This window comes from Mycobacterium sp. NGS62, assembly GCF_059812285.1.
This window is the reverse complement of the sequence record NZ_JCALCK010000005.1, coordinates 237,478-260,407: the sequence shown is the minus strand read 5'-3', so window position 1 is coordinate 260,407 and position 22,930 is coordinate 237,478. Positions and strand designations below refer to the sequence as shown.

Here is a 22,930-nt window from a genome sequence, read left to right as displayed (position 1 = left end):
TTTATATCTGTACTGATATAACATGGACATTGATCTGAAGCCCATCAGATGGCTCGGTACAACTCGCGATGACCTCCGCCAGCGACGTCCGTCCGTCCGGTACGAGTTCGGACAGCAGTTGTTTCGAGTGCAGATGGGGCTGATGCCCAATAACTACAAACCGATAAGCACCGTCGGCCCCGGTACGTACGAGATACGAGTGCAGGATGCCGACGGCATTGCGCGGCTTATGTACGTCGCCAAGTTTCACAACACGATTTGCATCCTTCACGTCTTCACGAAGAAGACGCAGCGGACAGCGAAGACGGATATCGACCTCGCCAGAAAGCGCTATCGAGAGGCAAGAGATGGCTGAAAGCGTGTTCTACGATCTCGCTGAGACCCCAGGCGAGGCGGCCAACCTCACCGCGCGCGGCATGCTCATGATCGCGATCGAGCAGCGGATCAGAGAAGAAGGCTGGACGCAGACCGAAGCTGCCGCGCGTCTTCATGTGACTCAGCCCCGAATTTCGGATCTCCTCAACGGGAAGATCAGCAAGTTCAGCCTTGACGCGCTAGTCAACATGCTCGCACGAGTTGGCCTGGCACTCGATGTCCGACCGGCCGAAGGTCCATCGGTACGGGCAGCGAAGAAAGCCAAAGGCGTCCGTGCGAAACGGTCAACCCGGGCCGTGTCGAGCAAGCGCAAAGCGCTCAGCAGGCGCTGACCTATGGCGATCACCCCGACGCAGACGGTGATGCTGAAAAGTCGCTCAGAGGCGGGCATTTCGCCCAGTGGTCCGGCAGCGTGACTGGTGTGACGGACGTTACTAAATCAACCCGTAAGTGTGTCTATGCGGTAGCGGCTGACAGTCCAGGGCGGGGTGTCGCGGATGGGCGTGATGGCGACCGTGATGCGGTCTTTGCCAGCCGTGAGCGACTCAGATACAAGGAAGGTGTCCTCGAGCCAACGGTGAAAGGTGTTGCTGCGCGGCTGCAACCAGATCCCGGCAGGCATTCCGTCGACGGCAACGTCTGCTGACTGGAAGCCGGCTGCTTGGTCCGACATGCGGCGCAGCAGCACACCGTGGTTGTCCGCGCGCAGCGCGACGTCGAACGTCATTGCAGCGCTCGTGGCGCGTACCGACCCGGCAACCGGGCGGGCGTCGTCGCTTCCCTCGTACGTGCTGATCAGCAATTGATCAGTGGCGGCGTCGTCGGTGTAGATGTGCAGGATTCGGCTCACCGGATCGCTGGGATAGATCTCGTCGCTGGGCGTGGTGGTGTCGTTCGGATGGGTGTAGAGGAATGCGGTTGAGCTGTAATCGGGTTGAACCATGTTGCGTTTGCCGTGCTCAATGCCGAATCGCAGTGCGGAGTGGTAGCCGATAGCGTCGGCGAACGTGAGCCGATACGCGGCGACACAGTAGCCGGCGCATCCGCCGGTGGCCGTGCGTTGATCGGGTTGGCCAGTGAATGGGGCGCTGAACCGCGTGCCGCCTTTGAAGTACCAGCCGCCCTCGTAGAAGTCTTCGGTGCCGGTGCCATACCACTGCGGCGACGCCGAACCGTCGGTGTACACGCGTTCGGCTCCTTCGAGAAAGTACGGGGCATCGGCGCTAAACGCCGTTTTGATCCCAGCGCCACTCATGGTCTGGCTGACGCCGACGAATTTGCCGTGACCATGCTCTTCGGCGAACAACCAGTCCTGATCGGGCATCGTCGGACCGGCATGCGAGCGCGCGGTGAAGTAGCCGACGCGTCCGCGCTCGAGCGCGGGTGCCCACTGCGGGTCGGGTGTGATCACGACGTCGCTGTCGATCCCCGCCACGGCGTTGTTGGTCGTGTTGATCAGGGTGATGTGGGCTGTGCGGGCGAACGGCATCGGCCACCACTCCGACAACGACAACGACCCCGTGGGTTGTGGGACCGCGGCAAACATCAGCGACTGCACGGTGGTGACGCCCAGTCCGGCGCCGAAGAATTCCCCCACTGGCGAGTCGACCATGGTTTGGCCGTCGAATTCAATCTGGAGCCGCAATCCGGCCAGGAGTTGATCCGTCGGTTCCGGCAGCTGCAGCCGCAGCGCCGAAATCATCCCCGGCCCAGTGGATTCCGCGATCGTCGACGCGGCAATGGCAGGGATCTCGATGAGCCGTTGAGTATGTGTCGCGGTAGCTGGTGCTGGTTTGGGGTCGACGGTGCCCGCGGCCCGGAGGGTCGCAAGCACATCGAGCGCGGGATCGGCAGCCGAGAAAGTGGTGACACCGTCGGCGCTGGAGAACCGGCGATAGTCGACGTGGTAGTACTCCAAATTCGATGCGACGCTGATCCGCATCGACTTTCGGTACGGCATCGGCACCTTGATATACACGCCGCCCGGCGACTGCGCAGCGTTTGCCACCAGAGGCCACACGAACGGCGCACCCAGCGCGCCATCGACCACCGATTGCAGTGGCGCGTCGATTACCGTCTGCCCATCCAGCTCGATGCGCAGCGTTCCGATCGCGTGCACATCGCCGCCGTCGCGGGTGAACCAGATCGAAGCCACCTCTCCGGCACCGCGATCCTCGGCAATGACGCAGCCGGCACCACCGGATGCCAAACATCCACCGGTGCCGTTTCGGTTGCCGGTGGAGATGTCGAAATCACCGCCGCTTCGATCGAAGCTCGACACCTGCAGGGTCTGTGTGTCGTCGCTGAGGTACGGCAACCGATCCAGTCGGCGGTAGGTGTCCCAGCCCACCAGCTTGTCGCTGGGTGTTGTGATCGCCGGCTCGGCAGGCGCTGCGACCGCGGCAGCAGCACCGGTCACCGCGAGCAGCAGTACTGCGATGATCGCAGTCAACGCCTGACCAGCCACCGGCACAGCACCACAGGCTACGGATCCAGGGGCCTATCTGCCCCCAATTTCCGCAGCGGAGGGCGCGGTGACGAGACTGGTCCTCATGCAGATCCCGTTCGCCGACGCGGTGCTCAACCGGCTGGGCCGCCGCGAGGCCGGGCTCGAAGTGATCGAGGAGATCGAGGACGAGGCTGTCGATACCCCCGATGCCGCTGACCTGCTGTCGGCCGAGCCGGCGCTGCTGCTGCAACGGATGGAAAACCGGCTCATCCGCCACCACCTGGCGAAACCGGACGTGTTGAGCACCGAGGAGCTGCGCCGGCTGCGCTACATCCTCAACTTCGCCCGGCTCGCCGATTTCGAACCGGGGGCCGCGGGCCCGGGCGGCAGCCGTGGGCGCGGCGACGTTTCGGTGGGCGCCGAAGTCGGGCCGTGGCTGTCTCGGGTCGCCGACACGCTGTACGGGCCACTGCGCGGGGAGCCGGATCCGATCACGGCGCTGAAGGCGGCGCGCGAGGCGCTGGCGGCGCTGGCCGCCGACCAGGACGATCAGCGCTGCGTGCTGATCGAGCGGCACGGCAGTGACTTCTCCGCCGCGGAATTGGACGCCGAGGTCGGCTACAAGAAGCTGGTCACGGTTCTCGGCGGTGGCGGAGGTGCGGGTTTCGTCTACATCGGCGGCATGGAGCGGCTGCTGGAGGCCGGCCAGGTGCCCGACTACATGATCGGCGCGTCGTTCGGGTCGATCTTGGGCAGCCTGGTGAGCCGCGAGCTACCGGTGCCGATCGAGGAGTACATCGCGTGGGGGAAAACGGTGTCCTACCGGGCCATCCTCGGGCCGGAACGGCTGCGCCGCCGCCACGGGCTGGCCGGCATGTTCGCACTGCGCTTCGACCAGTTCGCGCACGCCATGCTCACCCGCGAAGACGGCGAACGAATGCGCATGTCGGACTTGGCAATTCCATTCGATGTCGTGATCGCCGGTGTGCGCCGCCAGCCCTATTCGGCGCTGCCGGCACGATTTCGCCGTCCCGAATTGGCTGCACTGCAGTTGCGGTCGCTGCCGTTTCGCCCGATCGGGATCGGCGCGCAGGTGGGTGCCCGGATGTGGCAGGTGGCTGCTTTCATCGACCTGCGCGTCGTCAAGCCGATCATCATCGGCGCCGACGAGCCGGAGCGAGACTTCGACGTCCTCGACGCGGCGTCGTTCTCGTCGGCCATTCCCGGTGTGCTGCACCACGAAACCAGCAACCCGCGGATGATCTCGATCCTCGACGCCCTGTGCGAGGAAAAGGACGTCGCGGCTCTGGTCGACGGCGGCACGGCCAGCAATGTTCCGGTCGAACTGGCGTGGAAGCGGGTGCGCGACGGGAAACTGGGCACCCGCAACGCGTGCTACTTGGCCTTCGATTGCTTTCACCCGCAATGGGATCCGCGACACCTGTGGCTGGTGCCGATCACTCAGGCGATCCAGTTGCAGATGGTGCGCACGGTGCCGTACGCCGATCACCTCGTTCGTTTCTCGCCGACCCTGTCGCCGGCGAACCTGGCGCCCTCCGCCGCGGCCATCGACCGGGCATGCCGGTGGGGACGCAAGAGCGTTGAGGCAGCGATCCCGGTGACGACGGCGTTGTTGGAGCCGACGTGGTGGGAGGGCGACGGCCCGCCGGCCGCGGGGACCGCAACGCGCGCGAAGTCGGTGGCGTCGCCGATGAGCGCGGTCATGGCTGCGATTCAGGCTCCGACGAGTCGGTTTGCCCGCTGGCGAGACCGCCTGACGTGAGTCGGGCCCGTGCGGCTAGAGCCCGAGCGCGGCGCGCAGCCGGTCGACGTCCATGCTGCCGCGGGTGGCTGCACCGGCCGGAAAGCTGTCCAGCAGCTTGATCAGGTCGCCGCGCCGGGTGGGGTCGTCGGCGGCCTGCCGCGGGCTGCTGCCATTGAGCGCGGGGATGGGCTGATCGAGCCACTTGGTCTCGTAGTCGCGGATATATCCGTCGAGGGCGGCGGCTACCTGAGGATCGTCAGGGTCAAGTCCGTCCTCATCGGTATCTGGCAACTGCTTGGACAGATCGACAGCCTCCCGGGTGTCGTCGAGCACTTGCATCGCGGGGTCCAGACATGCGAGCGTAGCCAGCACGCGGTCCATCCGCTTTTCGCTGTTGGTCTCTACCCGCAGCGTGTCGCCGTCAAGCACCAGCGTGGCTCGAACCCGTTGCGTGCCATGGGTGATGACGTGTTCGAACCACCGCGCCGATTCGTGGTCGAGCCTGTCGTAGGTGTCATCGAGCGCGGCCCCGATTCCGGCTGGGTCGCCGATGCGCACGGTGGCCTCGCAGATCGCCAGCGGATCGCCCTCCGTGTTGGTCAGCGTCGGTGGCGCGAATCGCCGGCACAACTGCGCCACCAGCTCTACCGGGTCGGGCTCGTTGTCGAGTAGCTCGATCAGCGGGTCGCGCTCATGCAGCGCAACGGGTTCCAGCCCGCCGAAGATTTGCATGCTGTCTCCGGCTGGCACCACCCGCATGCATACCAGCTGCCCTGGTTTCAGCTGGCGGCTGGCCGTCCGCTCCCGCACCTCGTGGGTGTCGCCGGTACGTACGTCGCGCACGGCAAGGCCCTGCCCCGGGTGCACCTGCTCGATCTCGAAGACAGACCGTTCCTCCAGCAGCCATTGCCCGGCCAGCGCCCGCTCGTCGTCGGGCAGCAGTGACCCGCGCAACTCCAGGAACTCCGCGAACGCGCCGCCCTCGAAGAGCACGGCGTCCAGCACCAGCGGATCGCCCAGTATGTCCGGGTCGTCGTCGTATCGGAAGCGTTCATAGCTCACCTCGACCAGCAGGTCGTCCCAGCCGCATAGCAGTGCGTGCTGGATGGCTTTGGCGTATAACCAGCTGGCGCGCTCGGCCAGTGGCAGCTCTTCGTGTCCGAGATGGCATTTCTTATACTTGCGGCCAGAACCGCACCAGCACAGTTCGTTTCGCCCAAGATCGCGGCGAGAGTCAGCGCGGTAGTGCTGTAGCAGCTCCAGCAATGGGTGGTCCGGTTCGACGCCGGCTCGGCGCAGTAGCGCCAACCCGCGCTCGGCGTCGCCGCGATCGGAGGCAATGCGTGCCAAATCGAGCAGCGGCAACGGCCAGTCGACATCCATCGACTCTGCTGCCAGCAGCTCGCGTTCGGCTGCGCCGATATCGCCGATCCGTTCCAGCGCCACCGCACGCAGCCAGCGACACGCCACCCGCGCCGCGGGCGGCACCTTCGGCTCCAGCACCTCTGCGAGCATCCCCAACGCGGCCGCACCGTCACGGCCATTGCCGACCGTCTCGTCCACCAGCGCATCGGCCAGCTCCGGGTCGGCGAGGACGACCCCGAGCCCGCCGGCCAGGTCGATGGCTCGATCGAGCGAGGGCCCCGCCTCGCTGTCGCGAACCTTGGCCAGCGCGTCCTCCAGCGGCACGTCCGCGCCAACAGCGATCAGCAACAACAGCGACACCTCGCTGTACAGCGTGACGAGCGTGTACAACGCGAACGCGTCGTCGGGGTCGAGGTCGTGCCGCTCGGCCAGCCGGGCACTCCCGCGTTCGAAATCCCAACGCCTGAAATCGAATCCACCGGGCGCGAGCCACTCGCCGCGACGTGCCAGGCCGTGGTCGTCGATGATCTCGCTCAGCGGCGGCGACGGCTCGGTGAACAGCGTCGGGTCCGCACCGCACGCCGTCCACACCGCCATGTCGATGAACTCCGGCTTGTCAGCATCCAGCGTCGCTGCCAACGCCGCCCCCGCCGCGGTAGGCGCCACCGCGGTGACCCGCTCGAGCGCAAGACCGTCCGCGATCAGCCGTACCCCGATCAGGTCTCCTTCGGCCACGCCCAACGCTGTCAGCGTGCCCGCCTCCAGAAGCAGCACCGGCGACGTGTCGGCCACCTCGACCGGAATGTCGCGCTCCTCAAGCAGCTCATCGTCGTAGTCGGCCACCACGATTTGTGCTGCCGACCCGTCGGCGAACCGCTGGTAGGGCGCGTAGTCGCACAACTCGGCGATCGGGCCCAGATCGGGGGTGATCGTGAGTATGTCGTGGGCGGCCTCGCCGACACCGAGCCGGTGGGTGAAGATTCGCCCGGCGAGTACCGTCGGCAGCCATACCCAGCGATCGTCGACCAATTGCTTTGTCGGCCACTGCATTTCCATCTGAACCACGCTCGGTATGCCGGGATCGGCCACGCCGGCTTCCCGCAGCCGTTGCGCAATCTCGTCGGCGTGCAAGGGACCCTGCTCGACCAGAATTCGTTCCAGGGCCGGGAGCGCGTCCGTCTCCGTCACGGCGACCACCCTATGCTCTGTCGGCCGGAACGCGCACTCCATCGCCGGGCACGCACAGTGGGTGGCTGGATCGTGTCGGGCCCCTAGGCGCAGCCTCTGCATAGTCGACGCGAAATCTCCCGACCGCGTCGCAAGGGGTTCAGGGGAACGGCTCGCGCTGAGTCGGCCTGAACCGGTGCAACGGGATCAAGCATCTCTGCATCATGATGCAGAGATGCTAGGATTTGGTGTGCGCACCACCATTGACCTTCCGGAGGACCTGCACAAACAGGCGCTCGCGATTGCGCGGGACACCCGCCGTAGCCTGAGTGAAACGGTCGCCGACCTCATCCGACGCGGCCTTAAAGCCGGCAGCACCACCGCGACCGCCACAGACCCCAGGACCGGGTTGCCTCTGGTGAGCGTCGGGACCGTGGTGACTTCCGAGGACGTGCGCTCCTTGGAGGATGAAGAGTGACTGCGCTGCTCGACGCGAATGTGCTCATCGCGCTGGTCGTCAACGAGCACGTGCATCACGACCCGGCCGCGGAATGGTTATCGGCATCCGGCACAGGATTTGCGACGTGCCCGATCACACAAGGAAGCCTTGTCCGATTTCTGTTGCGCAATGGGCAATCCGCGGCAGCCGCGCGAGGTGTCGTCAGCGCAGTCGAGAGTGCGGACCGTCACGAATTTTGGTTTGACAGTGTCTCTTTCGGCGATGTAGAGCTCGGTGGCGTGGTCGGCCACCGGCAGGTCACCGATGCTTACCTGGCTCAGCTCGCACGAAGTTGGGAAGGGCAACTGGCCACTCTCGATAGCGGGCTGGCACACCTGCACAGCGATGTCGCGGTTCTTATTCCCACGTAGTTTTGATGCTCGGTTTGTCGCTGAAAATCAAGGGCGGGCGTGCGCACGCCATTTCCGCCAGCCACGCCGCGCAGCGAACGCGCCGACGACGGCGGTCACGCACCACACCGCTATCGCCGCATAGGCCAACGGCGCCGAGCGATCCGCAATCGAAGCCCCCAGCGCGGTGTAGACGAACGCCCGCGGCACCGAGCCGATAAACGCCCCGACGGCCATCTGCCACAACGGAACTCCGAACGCCCCGAACGCATAGGAGGCGAGCGCATCCGAGATCCCGGGGATGAAGCGCTGGCCGACGACCGCCCACAGTCCGCGTCGTTCGATCAGCGCGTCGACTCGGTCGGCGCGTGTCGTTCCCAGCAGAGCCCGCGCGCTTTCCCGGCCCGCCCGGCGACCAACCAGGCTCGCGACGATCGCGGTACCGACCGTCGCGCCCAGCGTCACGAACACACCAACCACCGGACCGAACAGCACACCGCTGCCTGCGGCCAGCACCGGGCCAGGTACGAACAACGCGCCGAGGACCGCCGATGCCAGGACGTAGGTCAGCGGCGCCGCCGGCCCCGTCGCCGAGACCGCGCGCCGTATCTCTTCGACGTCGATGACTCGCTTGACCGCGACGAGGTAAAACAGCACAAGGAGGAAGACCGCGAACACGGCGAGACGCACGATGTGGGGTCGTCGCGATGTCAGGGCGGAGGTGTCGTCCATGGTGACCGTGATTCTTCCGCATCGACGTTGGCGACTGCTCGTAATTGTCCTGCTTACCCTCGCCACGGCATCCTCCGCCTGTACCGCGCACCCAACGGTAAGCACCACGCACACAACGCAGGCGCCGAACACGGCTCCCACGCGCGACTTCCCGGCAGTCGTCAAGCTGATCAACGATGCGATTGCGGCTGAGCGGCTACCCGGTGCGGTGGTGGTGATCGGGCACGCCGGCAACGTCGTCTTCCATCGGGCTTTTGGCTCACGCAAGCTTGCCGGCGAACCGGGACTGGACGGATTGCCCGGGCCTGCCGAGCCGATGACCGAGGACACGATCTTCGACATCGCCTCGCTGACCAAGCCGCTGGCGACGGCGACCGCGGTCATGCAGCTGCACGAACAAGACAAGGTCCAGTTCGACGATCCCGTGCAGAAGTATCTGCCCGGCTTCAACACGGCGAACGATCCGCAGCGCGCACAGGTGACGCTTCGCATGTTGCTGACCCACACATCAGGCGAACCGATCGACGTCAACCTCACCGATCCCTGGGGACTGGACCGAGCCGATAAACCGGAAGGCATTCATCGTGCGCTCACCACACCGTTGCAATCGGATCCCGGCGAGGCCTTCCGCTACTCGGACATCAACTTCATTCTGCTAGGTGCGCTACTGGAGAAACTCACCGGCGAGGCAGAAGATGTTTACGTCCAGCACAACGTGTTTGGGCCGCTGGGCATGGCAGACACCCGCTATCGTCCGCCCGCTGGCCTGGTGCCGCGCATCGCGCCGACTGCGATGGACGACGGCCATCTGCTTCGGGGCACCGTGCACGATCCGACGGCGCGCCGCATGGGCGGAGTGGCCGGCAATGCCGGACTGTTCTCGACGGCCCACGACGTCAGCATCTACGCGCAGGCCCTGCTGGATCGCCTTGCGAACCGCCCCAGCGCCTTTCCGCTGAAGCAGGCGACTGTGCGGGTGATGACGAGTCCGCAGCAGCCCGGGCACACCGCCCAGCAACTCGAAGCAGCCAACGAGGCGGCCCGAGCCGCTGCGAACTACCCGGCGATCAAGGAGCAGAACCTGTTCGGCTTTGGCTGGGATATCGACACGGCCTACTCCATGCCGCGCGGCACGATCTTTCCCATCGGTAGCTTTGGCAATACCGGCTTTACCGGAACCTCGCTGTGGATCGATCCAGGCTCAGACACCTACGTGGTTCTGCTCTCCAACGCAATCCATCTGCGCGGCAGCACACCGATCTCGGATCTACGCGGTCAAGTGGCGACGGCGGCAGCCCAGGCTCTGGGCCTGACGTAGGGTCGGAGCGTGGCGAGAACCGATAACGACACCTGGGAGATCACGGAGAGCGTGGGCGCGACGGCGCTGGGCGTGGCGGCGGCGCGCGCGGCGGAAACCGAGAGCGACGACCCGCTGATCAGTGATCCGTTTGCGCGGGTTTTCCTCGACACCGTCGGCGACGGGGTATGGAATTGGTATTCCGCGCCTGAGCTGCCCGCCGAGGTCGTGGAAGCCGAACCCGAGCTGCCGCTGCGGCAGCAGGGGTTGGTCAACTATTTCGCTTCGCGGACCAAGTTTTTCGACACGTTCTTCCTCGATGCCACCAACGCGGGCATCCGCCAAGTGGTGATCCTGGCCGCCGGTTTGGATTCGCGGGCCTGGCGGTTGCCGTGGCCCGACGGCACGACCGTCTACGAACTCGACCAGCCGCGGGTGCTGGACTTCAAATTGTCGACGCTGGCCCAGCACGGCGCCCAGCCGACATCCAATCGGGTCGGTGTGCCAGTGGATCTGCGCCACGATTGGCCAACGGCGTTGCAGCAGGCGGGCTTCGACGCATCGGCGCCGAGTGCCTGGTCGGTTGAGGGGCTCTTGATGTACTTGCCGGCCGCGGCGCAAGACCTGCTATTTGCCCGCGTTCAAGAGCTCACCGCCGTCGGCAGCCGGATCGGCGTCGAAGCGCTCGCACCCAACTTCGCCGACCCCGACGCGATTGCGCAACGACGTGAGCGGATGGAGCGCGTCCAGGCGTTGATGGCCAAGGCAGATCCGCAGCGTGAGGTTCCGCGCAGCGACAAGCTGTGGTACTTCGAGGAACGCGAAGACGTTGGCGACTGGTTGCGCGACCACGGCTGGCACGTGACAGTGACGCCGACCGAAGAGTTGCTGGCCGGCTATGGCCGCGAACCTGCCAAGGACCTCGAGCAGGCCGCTCCGTGGAACTTGTTCGTGTCTGCGCAGCGGGCGTCGTGAACGACGGAGCAGCCGCACACCTCGGCACGACGACCGCCGAGGCGATGGCCCTGCTCATCGACGCGGTGGAGCAAATCCCCTCGGAGAGTTGGGATCAGCCATCCAATCTCGACGGCTGGACTATCCGGGACTTGGTGGGTCACGTCACTGGCAGCGCAGCCAAGATCGTAACGCTGGTCGAGGGCGGAGACGTTGGCCAGACGCCCTCCCAGCCGGATGACTGGACCTCTGAGAGCCCAGCAGCGCGGCTTCGCGAGCTGGCTGGCCGGTTGCAGGACACGTTGCCAGACGCGGACCTGGACGCGACGCGGCCTTCGCCGCAGGGCGAGGTGCCTCTTTTCCGGGCGCTGGCTTTCCCCGTAGCCGATCTGGCGATGCACAGCTGGGATATCCACCGCTCACAGGGACGTCTGATCGAGCTGCCGGAGGGACTGCTGGCGTTTTGCCGGCAATTGGTGGAGTCGGTGCCCGAGGAGATGATGCGAGTCCCGGGCAGGTTCGGGCCGGCCCAACCCGCGCCCGAGGATGCGACGCCGACGACCCGGCTGATGGCATTTCTCGGGCGATCGGTCGATATAGGCTGACAAGCCCAAATTCGTGCCACACCAGTCACAATGGCACCGTCAACGCGCCAACCATGACATGCTTCTCAAACTCGATACCGTATGTGATAGCACTCAGTGCAGGCCACGGCCCGTCGGCTGTGTTTGGAAAAGGTACTAGTCCTTTCACGCCGTGACGGGTGAGTCTGCTGAGACTTAGACGGTTCAAAGTCAGGAGCCTAGAGCGTGGCCTTACACGATCAGCACGCGCAGGTCGCGGGGCGCGGTGCCAGAATCTTGTCCGAGAATGTGGAACGCTGTCCGCATGGCGGCGTCGCCCTGACTGATATAGCGCGCCGCTCGCGCCAAGCCTGGGCCATCGTGGGTTTGTGTTGCCGAGATGCAGTAGGGAAGCCCGAGATCGTAGTCAACAGCTGCCCGTTGCAGCGCGTTGGTCAGCACCGGCTCCGGGCTCGGCAGCTGTCGATGCAGATTCGCGACGGCGCCCACGGCGTTTTGGCAGGCTGCGCCGGTCCCGGGGATATCGTGTTCAGCCGCCGCGACGGCGATGTTGTTGCGAGCGGCGACCAGATCGTTGATCGAGCGCTCGGATTGGGCGAGCCATGCGCCCATCGTCACGCGAACCGGTGGAACCGATGTGCTCGACAGCGGGGTCGCCGCGCTTTCCGTTGAAACCGGTTGCCCAGTCGTCCATCTGTACAACATCCACGCCGACACCGCGACGGTGACGATCAACAACACGACGCTTCCCGTCGTCGCGATCTGTTGATCACGTTGATACCTACTCGTGGCGTGAAGACTGGCTGTGGCCATGGCTGGCTTCCCTAGCTTTTTCGGCACGGTTGATCGAGGGGCGAAGACCTGCCCTCCTGCCGGGTTCGACCGGCCAGGATCTACGACCTCGTGCTGTGCGTACCCACTCCTTCGGCCGGTAATCCTCGTATGTTCAATAGCCGGCTATGCCAGTTCGGCTTGTCACATCAATCACAGGCGTACCTAGAAGTTGAGGCGTTCGTTGTGCCCGCCTTCGGGCGACAAAGCGTAGGCGCGACGCCGGTTTGTCGCTACGAGGCGGGCATATCGTCGATACCAACCCATGCGGTGACCAGTGCGACAGATGTTACGTTTGCAACCGTTGTCGCAAACCTGTTGCTCGGATCGCTCGCCGCTCGATTGCGGCGCGCACGGAAGCCTCGGTCCCGACCACGCGCACCTTTCGTTTCGCGCGAGTCATCGCGGTGTAGAACAGCTCCCGAGTCAACAACCGCGACTCCTCCGAGGGCATCAGCACGGTCACCTCGTCGGCCTGACTGCCCTGGGATTTATGGATGGTCATCGCGTGCATGGTCTCGACGTCGGAGAGTCGGCTGGTCGAAAAGTCCAGTGGCCCTGCGGCACTGGCGATGACAGCGCGCATGCCATCAGGGCCCGCGACCACCACACCAATTTCCCCGTTGTAGACCCGCAGCCCGTAGTCGTTGGCGGTCACCATCACCGGACGTCCGGCGTACCACTCCGACCAGGGCGGCAGGCCGGTCTCTTCCGACAGCCACTTCTCCACCTGACGGTTCCAATGCGACACGCCATACGGTCCGTGGCGATGCGCGCACAGCAATCGATGCTCATCGAGCGTGGCCAGCGCCACTTCGGAGGCGCCCAACAGGGCGGCCTCTCGCGTCCGCAGCGCATACGGAACCAGCAGGCCGCGCAACCGCTCGGTCGGGTCCTCGGATTCGATCCATTCGATGTGCTCACCGCCCGCTCGCAGCAGCTCGATCACCCGATCTGCGTGGCCGACACGGGTCGCGGCGGCCAACGCGCCGATCGATTCACCGAATCGGTGTGACGTCTGCAGCGAGGCCACCTGCACGTCGGTGCGCGCCGACAGACCGTCCACCAGGTCGGCCAGCACGGCCCCGGCCTCCACCGACGCCAACTGATCGGCGTCGCCAACCAAGACCAGCCGGGTGCCGGGCCGCACCGCCTCCAGCAGTCGCGCCATCATGGTCAGCGACACCATCGACGTCTCGTCGACCACAATCACGTCGTGCGGCAACCGATTTCCGCGATCATGCTTGAACCTCGACGACGTGTCGGGCCGGTTGCCCAACAGACGATGCAGAGTCATCGCCCGCAGCTCACCCAGCCGCATCCGGTCGGCCTCGTCCAGCTTGGCCACCTCATGGGCGACGGCTTCCTGCAGTCGCGCTGCGGCCTTACCCGTCGGCGCGGCCAGTGCGATCCGCGGCCGCGAGGCCCCGGCGACCTCAGACTGCTCGGCCACCAGCGCAAGCAATCGGGCCACGGTGGTCGTCTTCCCGGTGCCCGGACCGCCGGTCAGCACCGTGATGGCTTGCGTCAGTGCGATCCGCGCGGCCGCACGTTGCTCCTCGAAGCGCTCGGGGAAAAGCCGCTCGAAGGAGGTCACGGTGACCGTCGGCGTGGACTGCAGCAACGCGAGCAGGTCGTCGCATACCTGCTTTTCCTCGAGCCAGTACCGGTCCAAGTAGAGCAGCTCGCCGAGCAGTCGTAGCACCGGCGGCTCACCACAGAGCGGCGACGCGCGCACCGCCGTCATCCACTCATCGGCGTCGGGCCACGGTAGGTCAGCGATACCGACCTGCGCTTCGACATCTCGCAGATCCACGCACACCGAACCACCCCGCACCGCACGCACCACCACTGCGACCGCCAGCGTCACGCGCTCGTCAGTCTCGCCGACGAGCGCGGTGAGGCGTTGTGCCACATGGATGTCCGCAGCTTCGAAGACGCCGGCCTCGCTGAAGATCCGCAGCGATCCGGCCGCCGCCACTGCCTCCACTGTCACGCGGCGGCCCTCCCCGCATCGAGCAGATCCGACAGCGCCACCACCAGCTCGGTGGGCGGCCGCCAGCTGAACACGCCGCCGCCCGGGGTTTTGACCCCGCACATGCCGCGCACGAACAAATACAGCACCCCGCCGAGGTGCACAGCCGGGTCATAGCCCGGTTGCCGCCAACGCAGAAACCGGTGCAGCGCAGCCACATACAACAATGCCTGCAGTGGATAGTCCGAGTGCAGCATGGCATCGGCCAAGCGGGGTTGCGTGTAGTCGGACGCGGCGTCGCCCAGATAATTGGTCTTGTAGTCGACTACCAGGTACCGGTCGGCAACACGTAACACGGCATCAACCGAGCCGGTCAGGTAGCCCCGCAACGACTGGTCACCAAGCGGGGGCCCCATCAACCGGTCGGCGTAGGACGCCAGCGGATCACCGGCCGGCAGGTGCTCGCGCAGCAACGTTCCGATATCCGCCAACCGAATATCGGGCGCAGCCGATCGCACGTCCCCTCCGGCCAGCGGGAACTCGAAGTCCAATTCCCGCAAGCGATCCCGCAGTCCAATCTGTCGCAGCGTCAAACCGTTGGCGAGCGGCACCAACGACGTATCGTGCATCGGCACCATCGCCGTGGCCAGCACGTCCGGAGCCGCATCGACCGGCCACCATACCGAATGACGCCGGATCTGCGACTCCAACTCAGCGGCAAGCTCCGTCGCGAACGGGTCAGCCGTCTCCAACACCGCATGTACCAGCGTGCCGAACTTTGCACCCCTTGGCAGATCCGCCATCGGCGACGGTATGTCTGGCCCGGATGCGGCCTCGCTCAACGGAATATCGCCCGTCTCGTCGTCGAGCTCAGTGACCTCCGGTTCGCTGCTGACTCCGGTGGTTTCGGCCACTCGAATCAGACCCGAGTAGGAGGTACGCCGCCATGCGGTGTCGATACTGCGGTGGAAGTGGCGGTTGTCGAGGTCCGACGGCACTGACTCGGACCGCATCGAGGGCGCCGGGGCCACTACCGACTGCTCGATCACCGGACCGCCGGCGGCCTCCCACTCGCGCAACCGGGCCATCGCATCGTCGTCGGAGATCTTCGCGGGCTCACACCGGTCGGGTACGTGCGACTCCCCGGGGCGGCGACCGCGCAGCAGCCGCGACAGGCCGCCGTTGGGCTCGTGCCAGGCCGGTGACCACCATGCCACCACCTGCGACTGCGCACGGGTCATCGCAACGTAGGTCAGTCGGCTGTCGTCGCTGGCATCCTCCCGGCGGCCGAGTTTCTCGACGGTGTCGAAGTCCGGGCTGTCCTTGCCGCCGATATGCAGGCAACGCACGCCGTCGTCGTGGAACAACACCACATCGCGGTCCTGAGTGCTGCGGTTGAAGGCGAACGGCAGATACACGATCGGGTACTGCAGGCCCTTGGCCGCGAACACTGTCATGATCTGCACGGCGGCGGCGTCGCTGTCGAGTCGCCGGTTGCGTTCGGTTGCGCCGCTGCGTTCTTCGCGTTGGGTACGCAGCCAGTCGCGCAGGCCCGGTAAGCCCAACCGCTCGCGGTGCGCGACGTCCTGCAGTAGCTGCGTCATGTGGGCCAGGTCGGTCATGTGGCGCTCGCCGCCCTGCCAGGACAGGATGCGATCACCCATGCCCTGCAACTGCGCGGCTTCGAAGATGGCCGCGACCCCGCGTTCCCGGGCATGCCCGGCCCATTCCCGCAGCGAATCGGCGACCCGATCGGTCAGCGCATCGCCCCCGGCGGTCAACGATTCCGCGGTTTCGCCGAAGAACATCGTCGCGGCGGCCGCTCGCACCATTCCGGGGCGATGTGGTTGGTCGAATGCCTCCAGTAGGCAGAGCCAATCCTCGGCGGCATCGGACTTGAACACGTCGGAGTCGCCGGTGTAGACCGCGGGGACGCCCGCATCGCACAGTGCCGCGAAACATGCACCCGCGTCCTTGTGCGTCTCGACGATCACGGCGATGTCGCCGGCACGCAGCGGCCTACCGTCGAACGTCGCTCCGCGCGACAGCAGCGCGCCGATATCGGCGGCCAGGTCGGCACCGATATGCTGACGCAGGTCGTCGATCGCCAGATTCTGGATGCCGCTGCGGCCCAACGCCGCTCGTTGCACGACCCGTAACCGGAACGGGTCGCCCACGGGCGCACCCGCTAACCGGTGACCCTGGTGGTGGGCCTCGACATCCTCCACCACGATCGACTCGTGACCCAGTTGGGCACCGCGCAGCACCACCTGCAGCCGCTCGACGAGCGCCGCGTCGCTGCGCCAGTTGGTGCCCAGCGTCTTCTGCTCGCCCGCCGTCTCGGCCGCCCGAAGATACGTCACGATGTCGCCGCCGCGGAACGCATAGATGGCCTGCTTGGGATCACCGATGAGAATCACGGTGGAGCGCCCGCTGAACGCGCGGTCGATTACCTGCCATTGCACCAGATCGGTGTCCTGAAACTCGTCGACCATAACGATCGGCCAGCGGCGGTGCATGCGCAGCCGGGCGGGGGAGTCGTCGGTGGCCAGTGCCGAGGCCAACCGGATCAGCAGGTCGTCGTAGCCCAGGACCGCCCGACGCCGCTTGCGTGTTTCCAGCTCGGCCAGAACATCGTTCGCGAAGCCGATGCAGACGGCGGCCCGCGAGCCGGGCTGCGGATCGCGTGGACGCAACTCCGTCGACGGGTTGTTGACCACCTCGCGCGCCAGCCGCAGCGCATCGCGATGCAGCAGCACCGGATTGTCGCGCTGTTGCCCGAAGTGAGCCAGGTACAGATCGTCGACGATCTCGGTGACCAGCTCGTCGAGGCTCTCCAACAGCGTGGCATTTGCAGCGGTGTCACCGGCCACGCCGAGCGACTTCAGCACCAGCTGGCAGAACTGGTGCGTGGTGGCGATCGTCGCCGCGTCGAAGCCGGCCAGCGCATCGCGAAGCCGCTGCTGGCGGACCGCGCGCTGATCGTCGTTGCCGTCCAGCAGGTACGCCACCAACTGGTTGTCGCCGACGGTCGACGGATCGCCGAAAGCGGTAACGGCATCGGCGATTTGGCCGCGAACGCGCTCACGCAGCTCTTGGCTGGCCGCCCGGCTGAACGTGATGAGCAACATCTGGTCCAGCGTCGCCAGACCCTCGGCGAGATAACGGGTCACCAGACCGGCCAGCGCGAACGTCTTGCCGGTTCCCGCGCTGGCCTGCAGCACCGTGGTGGACCGTTCAGCGGGCAGTGGGCCGCGCAGGTCGAAGCGCTCCATCACGATGGCTTCCGCTCGGCGCGCAGCATCGGCAGCCACAGCCGGGCGGCATACGCGCCGAGCCGGTTGTCTTCACCGTCGTACTCCTCGCCCGGCCGCAGCGGTTGCATCAGATCGGCCAGCCGCGCGTTTTTGCCCCACGCCCGCACGTGGGCGGGTGCTTGGTCTTCGGCGGGGTATCGGTTGGATTTCCACCGGAATTGCGCCTGGTCTACCGGATCGTCGCCACAGTGCCGGGCGACCGCCCACGCATAGGACGTCTTGATCGGCAACGGAATCGGCTCCTGCCGTCCCGCGTCATAGATCGCCACAAGTTCACGCAGAACCTCGGTGGCGTCATCGGCCGGCCGGCCCAGGCCTTCCACCCGCGGAGTGGTTCCCCGCTTGGGGCGCCCGATGCACACTGCCGACCAGTCGCGGCTTGGGTCATGAGCGATCAACGCCAGCAATGGAATCCACGACTCGAGCAGATGTTTGCCGTCCAGCTTGGAGTAGGTCACCGACACCAGGCGCTCGTCGTACACCGGTGACACCGTGCCGGTGAGCCGTCGCCCCGCGACAAGTTCGATGTCGACGTCGTAGACCTGCGGGTTGATCTGACGGTGTTCCTGCGCCGCGGTCGCCAGCAGGTTGGCCTGATCGCGAATCTCTTTGGCCTTGCGCCAACCCAACTGACCCGGCGGCAGCGTGCCGCGGCGCCACTCAGCCGCCCGTGCCTCATCCGGAGTCATCCCGCGCAGGATGTCGCCCAGCATCCGGTCGCCGACCGTCCACTCCTCGAGGCTGTCGATATCGACCGGCATGGCGTCCTGCACGCCGTCGACGTCTCGCGGCAGGGTGAACTCCAGCGCTCGGAAAAAGCCCTTCACCGGGTCTTTGAAGAAGCTGACGAGATCGGCGAGGATGACGTCAGCGACAGGCGGTGGCGGTAGCGGTCCGGAAACGAACTTCGGCTGTTCGCTGCGCTCGCCGGTAGCCACGCGCGCCGCCCGCAGCACGGTCGGGTCGAAGGTGAATGGGACGCTGGGCACCAGCTCTCCGGGCATCACGTTGCGAACATCGAAGGGCTGCAACGGATGTTCGACGACGATGCGGTCACGGATATTAGCCGTCGTGGTCCTGTCGAGGGTGTCCAGCAGTTCAGCCAGCGGCACCGCCGGCGGGCGCGGCTGACCCGAGTACTCGTTGGCCCCGGTGTAGGTGATCACAAGCTTCTCGGTGGCCGCACCGATCGCGTCGAGCAGCAATTGGCGGTCCTCGGAACGGATGTCGCGTTCACCGGTCATCGGGTTGCGCGCCAATGCGTCGTCACCGTCGACGATGCCGAGACGTGGGAACGCCCCGTCGTCGAGGCCGACCAGGCACACCACCCGATGCGGCACCGAGCGCATCGGCACCATGGTGCAGACGGTCAGGGTGCCGGTGCGGAAGTTTGCCCGCGTCGGCCGGCCGGCCAGGTGCCGATCGAGCAGCGCCCGGATATCGGGCAGTCGCAAGGCAGTGTCAGCACGAGAACCGGCCTGCTCCAACACCTCCGCGAACTCACGCTGCATCTGGCTGGTCTGCCAGACGTCCGCATCGTCGACATGTGTCAGCAGCGTGATGTCGTGGGTCAGGGCGGCCAGCCACTCGCGTAACGGCCGCGCGCCGGTCAGCGAGTCGACGGTGGACTGCAGTCGGGCGACGAATTCGGCGAACTGGCCGGCCAATTGGACGCGGTTGCTGCTGACGTCGTCGAGCGGCAGCGTGTTCTCGATCCAGGCACGTGAGTCCTCGGACATCGCCACCCCGGCCAATACCCGGTCGATGCCGAATTGCCATGTGTTGTGCACGAAATCGACGTGGTAGGGCTGCCGATGCTCCTGGTCGAAGCCCCACCGAATGTTGGCCTGGCGAACCCAGCGGGTGATGTTCTCCAGATCGTCATCGGTGAACCCGAAGCGGGCCCTGATCGGCGAGGCTTGGGCGAGGTTAAGCACCTCACTGGCGGTGGCCCGGCCGCCGGCCAACGTCAGCAACTGCGCAGCAACGCCGAGCAACGGGTTGGTCTGGAACAGCGAGCGGTCGGCGAGTGTGACCCGCAGCCGATGCGCAGGATGCGCGCCGTGTACCACGTCGCCGAGCCCGAAGCCGGCAACGATCAGCGGCGCGTACGTCTCGATGTCCGGACACATCACCAGGATGTCGCGCGGTTCGAGCGTGCGGTCGTCTTGCAGGAGGCCAAGCAGCACCTCCCGCAGCACGTCGACCTGACGGGCCGGGCCGTGGCAGTTGTGCACCTGCACCGAGCGGTCCTCGGGTTCGAATGCGCGGCCTTCAGGGCGGACCGCGTTGGCGGCGATATCGGACTGTAGCCAACCGAGCAGGGTATCGGGTTTGGTTGCGCCGGTGAGGTATTCGTCGGACTGCAGATCCGCCGGCAGGCCGCGCTGAAGTTCGCGCAGATCTCGTCCGAGCGTCGCGAGCAGCGGATGATGGGCGTGACGGTGACTGGTGTCCTCGAGACGCGGCACCGCGCCGTGCACACCGTTGAGCGCCTGCCACAACGCATCGCTGGGGTGCGGCAGCCACAGGTGCAGATCGTGGTGGGTGGCCAGCGCTTGCAGCAACTCGATGTCGGTGCGTGCCAGCCTGGTGTGCCCGAACAGCGACAGCCGTGGTGGCAGCTCGCTCGGCCCGTCCTGCAGCCGGGCCACCGTCTTCTGATGCCGGAGATGCGGGGGATCGGCTTCGATCGTGGCCACCAGCGCCCGCCACAACTCCGGCTGCCACGCCAGATCGGCGTCGAGACCTGCCGTGTTGCCGTCCAGCCAATCGATCAGCAGCTGTGGACGCTGCCGGGCATAGGACGCGAACAAGCCGGCGAGCCGGCGCGCCACCGCATAGCGTCGACCGCGGCGCAACTCGGCCTCGGCGTCGTCGACATCGAAGTGACCCAAATGCGTTGCCAACGTGCGACACCACGGCTCGTCCAACGAGCAGTCGATGACCTCCAGCAGCGGCCACGTCATCGCCTCCGACAACCACGGGTCGTCGTCGACGGTGCCGGTGATCTCGGCGATCAGCGAGCCCGGGCTGCGAAACTGCACCCCCGAGCACACCCCGTCGCCGCCGCGGCCCGCGCCGAGTACGTGCGAGAGCCGCTGACTGAGCCAGCGCTCCACGCCGCGCGCCGGAACCAGCACCAGTTCCTCGGCGAAGGGGTCGGGCAGCGGGTCTGCCAACAGCGCACCGAGCCCGTCGGCAAGCAGGTCGGTGCGTTCGGCACGATGGAGATGTAGCGCCATTGCGGTGCCACCATAGACGGGTGTACCGACAGTAACGGCCAGATCAGCGATTTGTCGTACGCCTGTGCCAATAGTGAGGGGTCAAGATGGAAGCCTGGGACGCGATCTGCGCTCGGCGCAATGTGCGGCAGTACACGCAGCAGCCGGTGTCCGATGACGACCTGAACCGCATCGCCGAGGCTGGCTGGCGGGCGCCGTCGGCGAAGAACCGCCAGCCGTGGGACTTCGTCGTCGTCACCGATCGGGCTCAGCTGCAGGACCTTTCCACGGTGTGGCAGGGCGCCGGACATATCGCCTCGGCTGCGGCAGCCATTGCGTTGGTGATACCGGTCCCACCCGATGACCGCCGCAAGGTGACCGATCAATACGACGTCGGTCAGGCGACGATGGCGATGATGATCGCGGCCACCGATCTGGGCATCGGCACCGGCCATTCGTCGGTCGGGGACCAGGACAGGGCGCGCGCCATCCTCGGGGTGCCCGACGATCACCTGGTGGCCTACCTGCTGGGCGTCGGCTATCCCGCCGATCGCGCGCTCCGGCCGATCCGCAAACCGAATCGGCGGCCGTTTTCTGAGGTTGTCCACCACGGACGCTGGTGAATCTTGAACGGTGTATGAGGGACCTCTAAATCCTGGCTAACTGCCCGCACCGAGCCGTTACCCTCGCACGATGACTTTCGGGGGACCGCAACCCGGCTACGGAATGCCGGCCATCGGCCGGCAATCGCCGGCACCACGCCCATGGCGATGGCTGGTCGTGGCGGGTCTCGGGGTGCTCATCGGCGTCGCCGTCGGGGCGATGATCCCGATCGTCAGCAGCCATCAGGCGCACGGCTACCGCGTCGGTGACTGCGTGGTGGTGGAGCCGACGTCCGGCGGCGAGCTGCACACCACCCGCACGGGCTGCGATACCGACCCCAGTTTCACCGTGGCCAAGTTGGCCGACCGGGCAGGTGACTGCGCTGCCAACGGGTACGACCGGTTCCGGCCACCCATCGCCGACGCAGCGACCGCCAAATTGTGCCTGGTTCCTAACCTCGTCGCGGGCCACTGCTACCGCCTCGGCACCGCGATCGGCGTCTGGGACTTGAGCAATTGCGCTGACCGCGGACCGACGACGATCAAGGTGAGCAGTCGACTGGAAACCGACAACGCTCAAGCATGTTCGTCGGACGGTTACCTGCCTGCGCGGACCTATCCTTCGCCACCACGGACCTACTGCCTGGCCGGCATCACCTAACTCGGCCTATAGGCTGAGTGCGATGCACCAGCACAAGGGCGACTACGGCATCGACGGATCATTCAAGACGGTCTCGGCGCGCGGACAGGCGATTGGCGTCGGCGTCCAGGCCGCGGCGCTGCTGGGATGGGCCGCGATCAACTGGCGGCGCGGTAAGCGGTTGGCGGCAGCGTTGGCCGCGACGGGCGGTGCCGGAACTATCACCAGCGCAGCGCTTTACCTCTACGCCACCCGGGCCGGCAAGTTCGAAGCCTGGGACCGGATCCTGGACGGCTTGCGGCTGCGCGGCGACGAGACGGTGCTGGACATGGGCTGCGGCCGCGGTGCGGTGTTACTGGCCACCGCCAAGCGACTGCCCCGCGGCCGGGCGATCGGCATCGACCTGTGGCGCGCCGACCAGACCGACAACTCGCCGTCGGCCACGCTGAAAAACGCCGACCTGGAGAACGTCGGCGACCGCATCGAAGTGCGCACCGCCGACATGACCGCATTGCCGTTCGACGACAACAGTTTCGACGTGATCGTGAGCAGCCTGGCGATTCACAACATCCCCACCCGCGATGGCCGGCGACAGGCGCTGCGTGAGGCGACACGGGTGCTGCGGCCCGGCGGCCGCCTTGCGATCGCAGACCTTTGGGAAACCCGCCGCCACGCCGTGCAGCTTCGCGACCTGGGCTGGCAGGATGTGCAACGCCGCAACGTGGGATGGCGGATGTGGTTCGGCGGACCCTGGACGTCCACGCGCGTGGTGACGGCGACCAAGCCCGCCTCGATACCATAGGC

The 22,930-nt window shown here is 66.2% G+C and carries 18 protein-coding genes; 11 read left to right on the top strand and 7 right to left on the bottom strand.

Annotated elements, in window-relative coordinates; genetic code table 11:
- Positions 1-22 precede the first annotated feature (22 nt).
- Both AC5Y49_RS15660 and AC5Y49_RS15655 read left to right on the top strand, forming a co-directional pair.
- Entirely contained in the window at positions 23-355 is a 333-nt protein-coding gene (locus AC5Y49_RS15660; RefSeq protein ID WP_499888498.1) for a type II toxin-antitoxin system RelE/ParE family toxin, read from the top strand.
- Entirely contained in the window at positions 348-707 is a 360-nt protein-coding gene (locus tag AC5Y49_RS15655) for a helix-turn-helix domain-containing protein (RefSeq protein ID WP_499888496.1), read from the top strand. Before AC5Y49_RS15660 ends, AC5Y49_RS15655 begins: the two co-directional genes overlap by 8 nt.
- A gap of 107 nt (positions 708-814) precedes the next feature.
- Here the strand turns inward: AC5Y49_RS15655 and AC5Y49_RS15650 are convergent, their stop codons facing one another.
- Complete coding sequence (locus tag AC5Y49_RS15650) at positions 815-2,818, bottom strand: glycoside hydrolase family 172 protein (RefSeq protein WP_499888832.1); 2,004 nt, start codon at positions 2,816-2,818, stop codon at positions 815-817.
- A gap of 109 nt (positions 2,819-2,927) precedes the next feature.
- Here AC5Y49_RS15650 and AC5Y49_RS15645 point away from each other — a divergent pair, with 109 nt between their 5' ends.
- Positions 2,928-4,607, top strand: coding sequence for a patatin-like phospholipase family protein (locus AC5Y49_RS15645; RefSeq protein ID WP_499888830.1), 1,680 nt, complete (start codon positions 2,928-2,930; stop codon positions 4,605-4,607).
- Between the two features lie 15 nt (positions 4,608-4,622).
- On the opposite strand, the gene AC5Y49_RS15640 is transcribed toward AC5Y49_RS15645, so the two are convergent.
- The gene (locus AC5Y49_RS15640) at positions 4,623-7,184 is read right to left on the bottom strand and encodes an SEC-C metal-binding domain-containing protein (protein WP_499888494.1); all 2,562 of its coding nucleotides are present in this window, start codon (positions 7,182-7,184) and stop codon (positions 4,623-4,625) included.
- A gap of 187 nt (positions 7,185-7,371) precedes the next feature.
- Here AC5Y49_RS15640 and AC5Y49_RS15635 point away from each other — a divergent pair, with 187 nt between their 5' ends.
- Both AC5Y49_RS15635 and AC5Y49_RS15630 read left to right on the top strand, forming a co-directional pair.
- A complete protein-coding gene (locus tag AC5Y49_RS15635) occupies positions 7,372-7,599 on the top strand; it encodes an antitoxin (RefSeq protein WP_499888491.1) in 228 nt (75 codons plus the stop codon).
- Entirely contained in the window at positions 7,596-7,991 is a 396-nt protein-coding gene (locus tag AC5Y49_RS15630) for a TA system VapC family ribonuclease toxin (protein WP_499888489.1), read from the top strand. The genes AC5Y49_RS15635 and AC5Y49_RS15630 overlap by 4 nt, the downstream gene beginning before the upstream one ends.
- Before the next feature lie 27 nt (positions 7,992-8,018).
- Here AC5Y49_RS15630 and AC5Y49_RS15625 read toward each other — a convergent pair whose 3' ends face one another.
- Positions 8,019-8,702, bottom strand: coding sequence for a TVP38/TMEM64 family protein (locus AC5Y49_RS15625; protein ID WP_499888487.1), 684 nt, complete (start codon positions 8,700-8,702; stop codon positions 8,019-8,021).
- On the opposite strand from AC5Y49_RS15625, the gene AC5Y49_RS15620 reads away from it, so the two are divergent.
- From AC5Y49_RS15620 to AC5Y49_RS15610, 3 genes are read left to right on the top strand one after another with little or no spacing between them, the layout of a single operon-like run.
- Positions 8,701-10,020, top strand: a complete 1,320-nt coding sequence (locus AC5Y49_RS15620) for a serine hydrolase domain-containing protein (protein ID WP_499888485.1) — start codon at positions 8,701-8,703, stop codon at positions 10,018-10,020. The genes AC5Y49_RS15625 and AC5Y49_RS15620 overlap by 2 nt on opposite strands.
- Positions 10,021-10,029: 9 nt before the next feature.
- The gene (locus AC5Y49_RS15615) at positions 10,030-10,974 is read left to right on the top strand and encodes a class I SAM-dependent methyltransferase (protein ID WP_499888483.1); all 945 of its coding nucleotides are present in this window, start codon (positions 10,030-10,032) and stop codon (positions 10,972-10,974) included.
- On the top strand, positions 10,971-11,558 hold the full coding sequence (locus AC5Y49_RS15610) for a TIGR03086 family metal-binding protein (RefSeq protein WP_499888481.1): 588 nt from the start codon (positions 10,971-10,973) through the stop codon (positions 11,556-11,558). Before AC5Y49_RS15615 ends, AC5Y49_RS15610 begins: the two co-directional genes overlap by 4 nt.
- A gap of 210 nt (positions 11,559-11,768) precedes the next feature.
- On the opposite strand, the gene AC5Y49_RS15605 is transcribed toward AC5Y49_RS15610, so the two are convergent.
- The 4 genes from AC5Y49_RS15605 to recC form a co-directional block, all read right to left on the bottom strand.
- Positions 11,769-12,350: a hypothetical protein gene (locus AC5Y49_RS15605; protein WP_499888480.1), complete on the bottom strand. Its 582-nt coding sequence runs from the start codon at positions 12,348-12,350 to the stop codon at positions 11,769-11,771.
- Between the two features lie 307 nt (positions 12,351-12,657).
- Complete coding sequence (recD, locus tag AC5Y49_RS15600) at positions 12,658-14,364, bottom strand: exodeoxyribonuclease V subunit alpha (RefSeq protein WP_499888478.1); 1,707 nt, start codon at positions 14,362-14,364, stop codon at positions 12,658-12,660.
- The gene (gene recB, locus AC5Y49_RS15595) at positions 14,361-17,618 is read right to left on the bottom strand and encodes an exodeoxyribonuclease V subunit beta (RefSeq protein WP_499888828.1); all 3,258 of its coding nucleotides are present in this window, start codon (positions 17,616-17,618) and stop codon (positions 14,361-14,363) included. The genes recD and recB overlap by 4 nt, the downstream gene beginning before the upstream one ends.
- A complete protein-coding gene (recC, locus tag AC5Y49_RS15590) occupies positions 17,618-20,905 on the bottom strand; it encodes an exodeoxyribonuclease V subunit gamma (RefSeq protein WP_499888476.1) in 3,288 nt (1,095 codons plus the stop codon). Before recC ends, recB begins: the two co-directional genes overlap by 1 nt.
- Positions 20,906-20,991: 86 nt before the next feature.
- On the opposite strand from recC, the gene AC5Y49_RS15585 reads away from it, so the two are divergent.
- The 3 genes from AC5Y49_RS15585 (at position 20,992) to AC5Y49_RS15575 (ending at position 22,928) form a co-directional block, all read left to right on the top strand.
- Complete coding sequence (locus AC5Y49_RS15585) at positions 20,992-21,507, top strand: nitroreductase family protein (protein WP_499888474.1); 516 nt, start codon at positions 20,992-20,994, stop codon at positions 21,505-21,507.
- A 70-nt stretch (positions 21,508-21,577) separates the two neighbouring features.
- The gene (locus AC5Y49_RS15580; RefSeq protein WP_499888472.1) at positions 21,578-22,147 is read left to right on the top strand and encodes a hypothetical protein; all 570 of its coding nucleotides are present in this window, start codon (positions 21,578-21,580) and stop codon (positions 22,145-22,147) included.
- 22 nt (positions 22,148-22,169) lie between these two features.
- Entirely contained in the window at positions 22,170-22,928 is a 759-nt protein-coding gene (locus AC5Y49_RS15575; protein WP_499888471.1) for a class I SAM-dependent methyltransferase, read from the top strand.
- The last annotated feature ends 2 nt before the right edge of the window (positions 22,929-22,930 follow it).

Excerpts from the sequence above, each read along its gene's own strand:
- AC5Y49_RS15605 (WP_499888480.1), bottom strand. The coding sequence starts at position 12,350 with ATGGCCACAGCCAGTCTTCACGCCACGAGTAGGTATCAACGTGATCAA.
- AC5Y49_RS15625 (WP_499888487.1), bottom strand. The coding sequence starts at position 8,702 with ATGGACGACACCTCCGCCCTGACATCGCGACGACCCCACATCGTGCGT.
- AC5Y49_RS15575 (WP_499888471.1), top strand. The coding sequence starts at position 22,170 with ATGCACCAGCACAAGGGCGACTACGGCATCGACGGATCATTCAAGACG.
- AC5Y49_RS15660 (WP_499888498.1), top strand. The coding sequence starts at position 23 with ATGGACATTGATCTGAAGCCCATCAGATGGCTCGGTACAACTCGCGAT.
- recB (WP_499888828.1), bottom strand. The coding sequence starts at position 17,618 with ATGGAGCGCTTCGACCTGCGCGGCCCACTGCCCGCTGAACGGTCCACC.
- AC5Y49_RS15620 (WP_499888485.1), top strand. The coding sequence starts at position 8,701 with ATGGTGACCGTGATTCTTCCGCATCGACGTTGGCGACTGCTCGTAATT.
- AC5Y49_RS15655 (WP_499888496.1), top strand. The coding sequence starts at position 348 with ATGGCTGAAAGCGTGTTCTACGATCTCGCTGAGACCCCAGGCGAGGCG.
- recC (WP_499888476.1), bottom strand. The coding sequence starts at position 20,905 with ATGGCGCTACATCTCCATCGTGCCGAACGCACCGACCTGCTTGCCGAC.
- AC5Y49_RS15585 (WP_499888474.1), top strand. The coding sequence starts at position 20,992 with ATGGAAGCCTGGGACGCGATCTGCGCTCGGCGCAATGTGCGGCAGTAC.
- AC5Y49_RS15580 (WP_499888472.1), top strand. The coding sequence starts at position 21,578 with ATGACTTTCGGGGGACCGCAACCCGGCTACGGAATGCCGGCCATCGGC.
- AC5Y49_RS15640 (WP_499888494.1), bottom strand. The coding sequence starts at position 7,184 with ATGGAGTGCGCGTTCCGGCCGACAGAGCATAGGGTGGTCGCCGTGACG.
- AC5Y49_RS15645 (WP_499888830.1), top strand. The coding sequence starts at position 2,928 with ATGCAGATCCCGTTCGCCGACGCGGTGCTCAACCGGCTGGGCCGCCGC.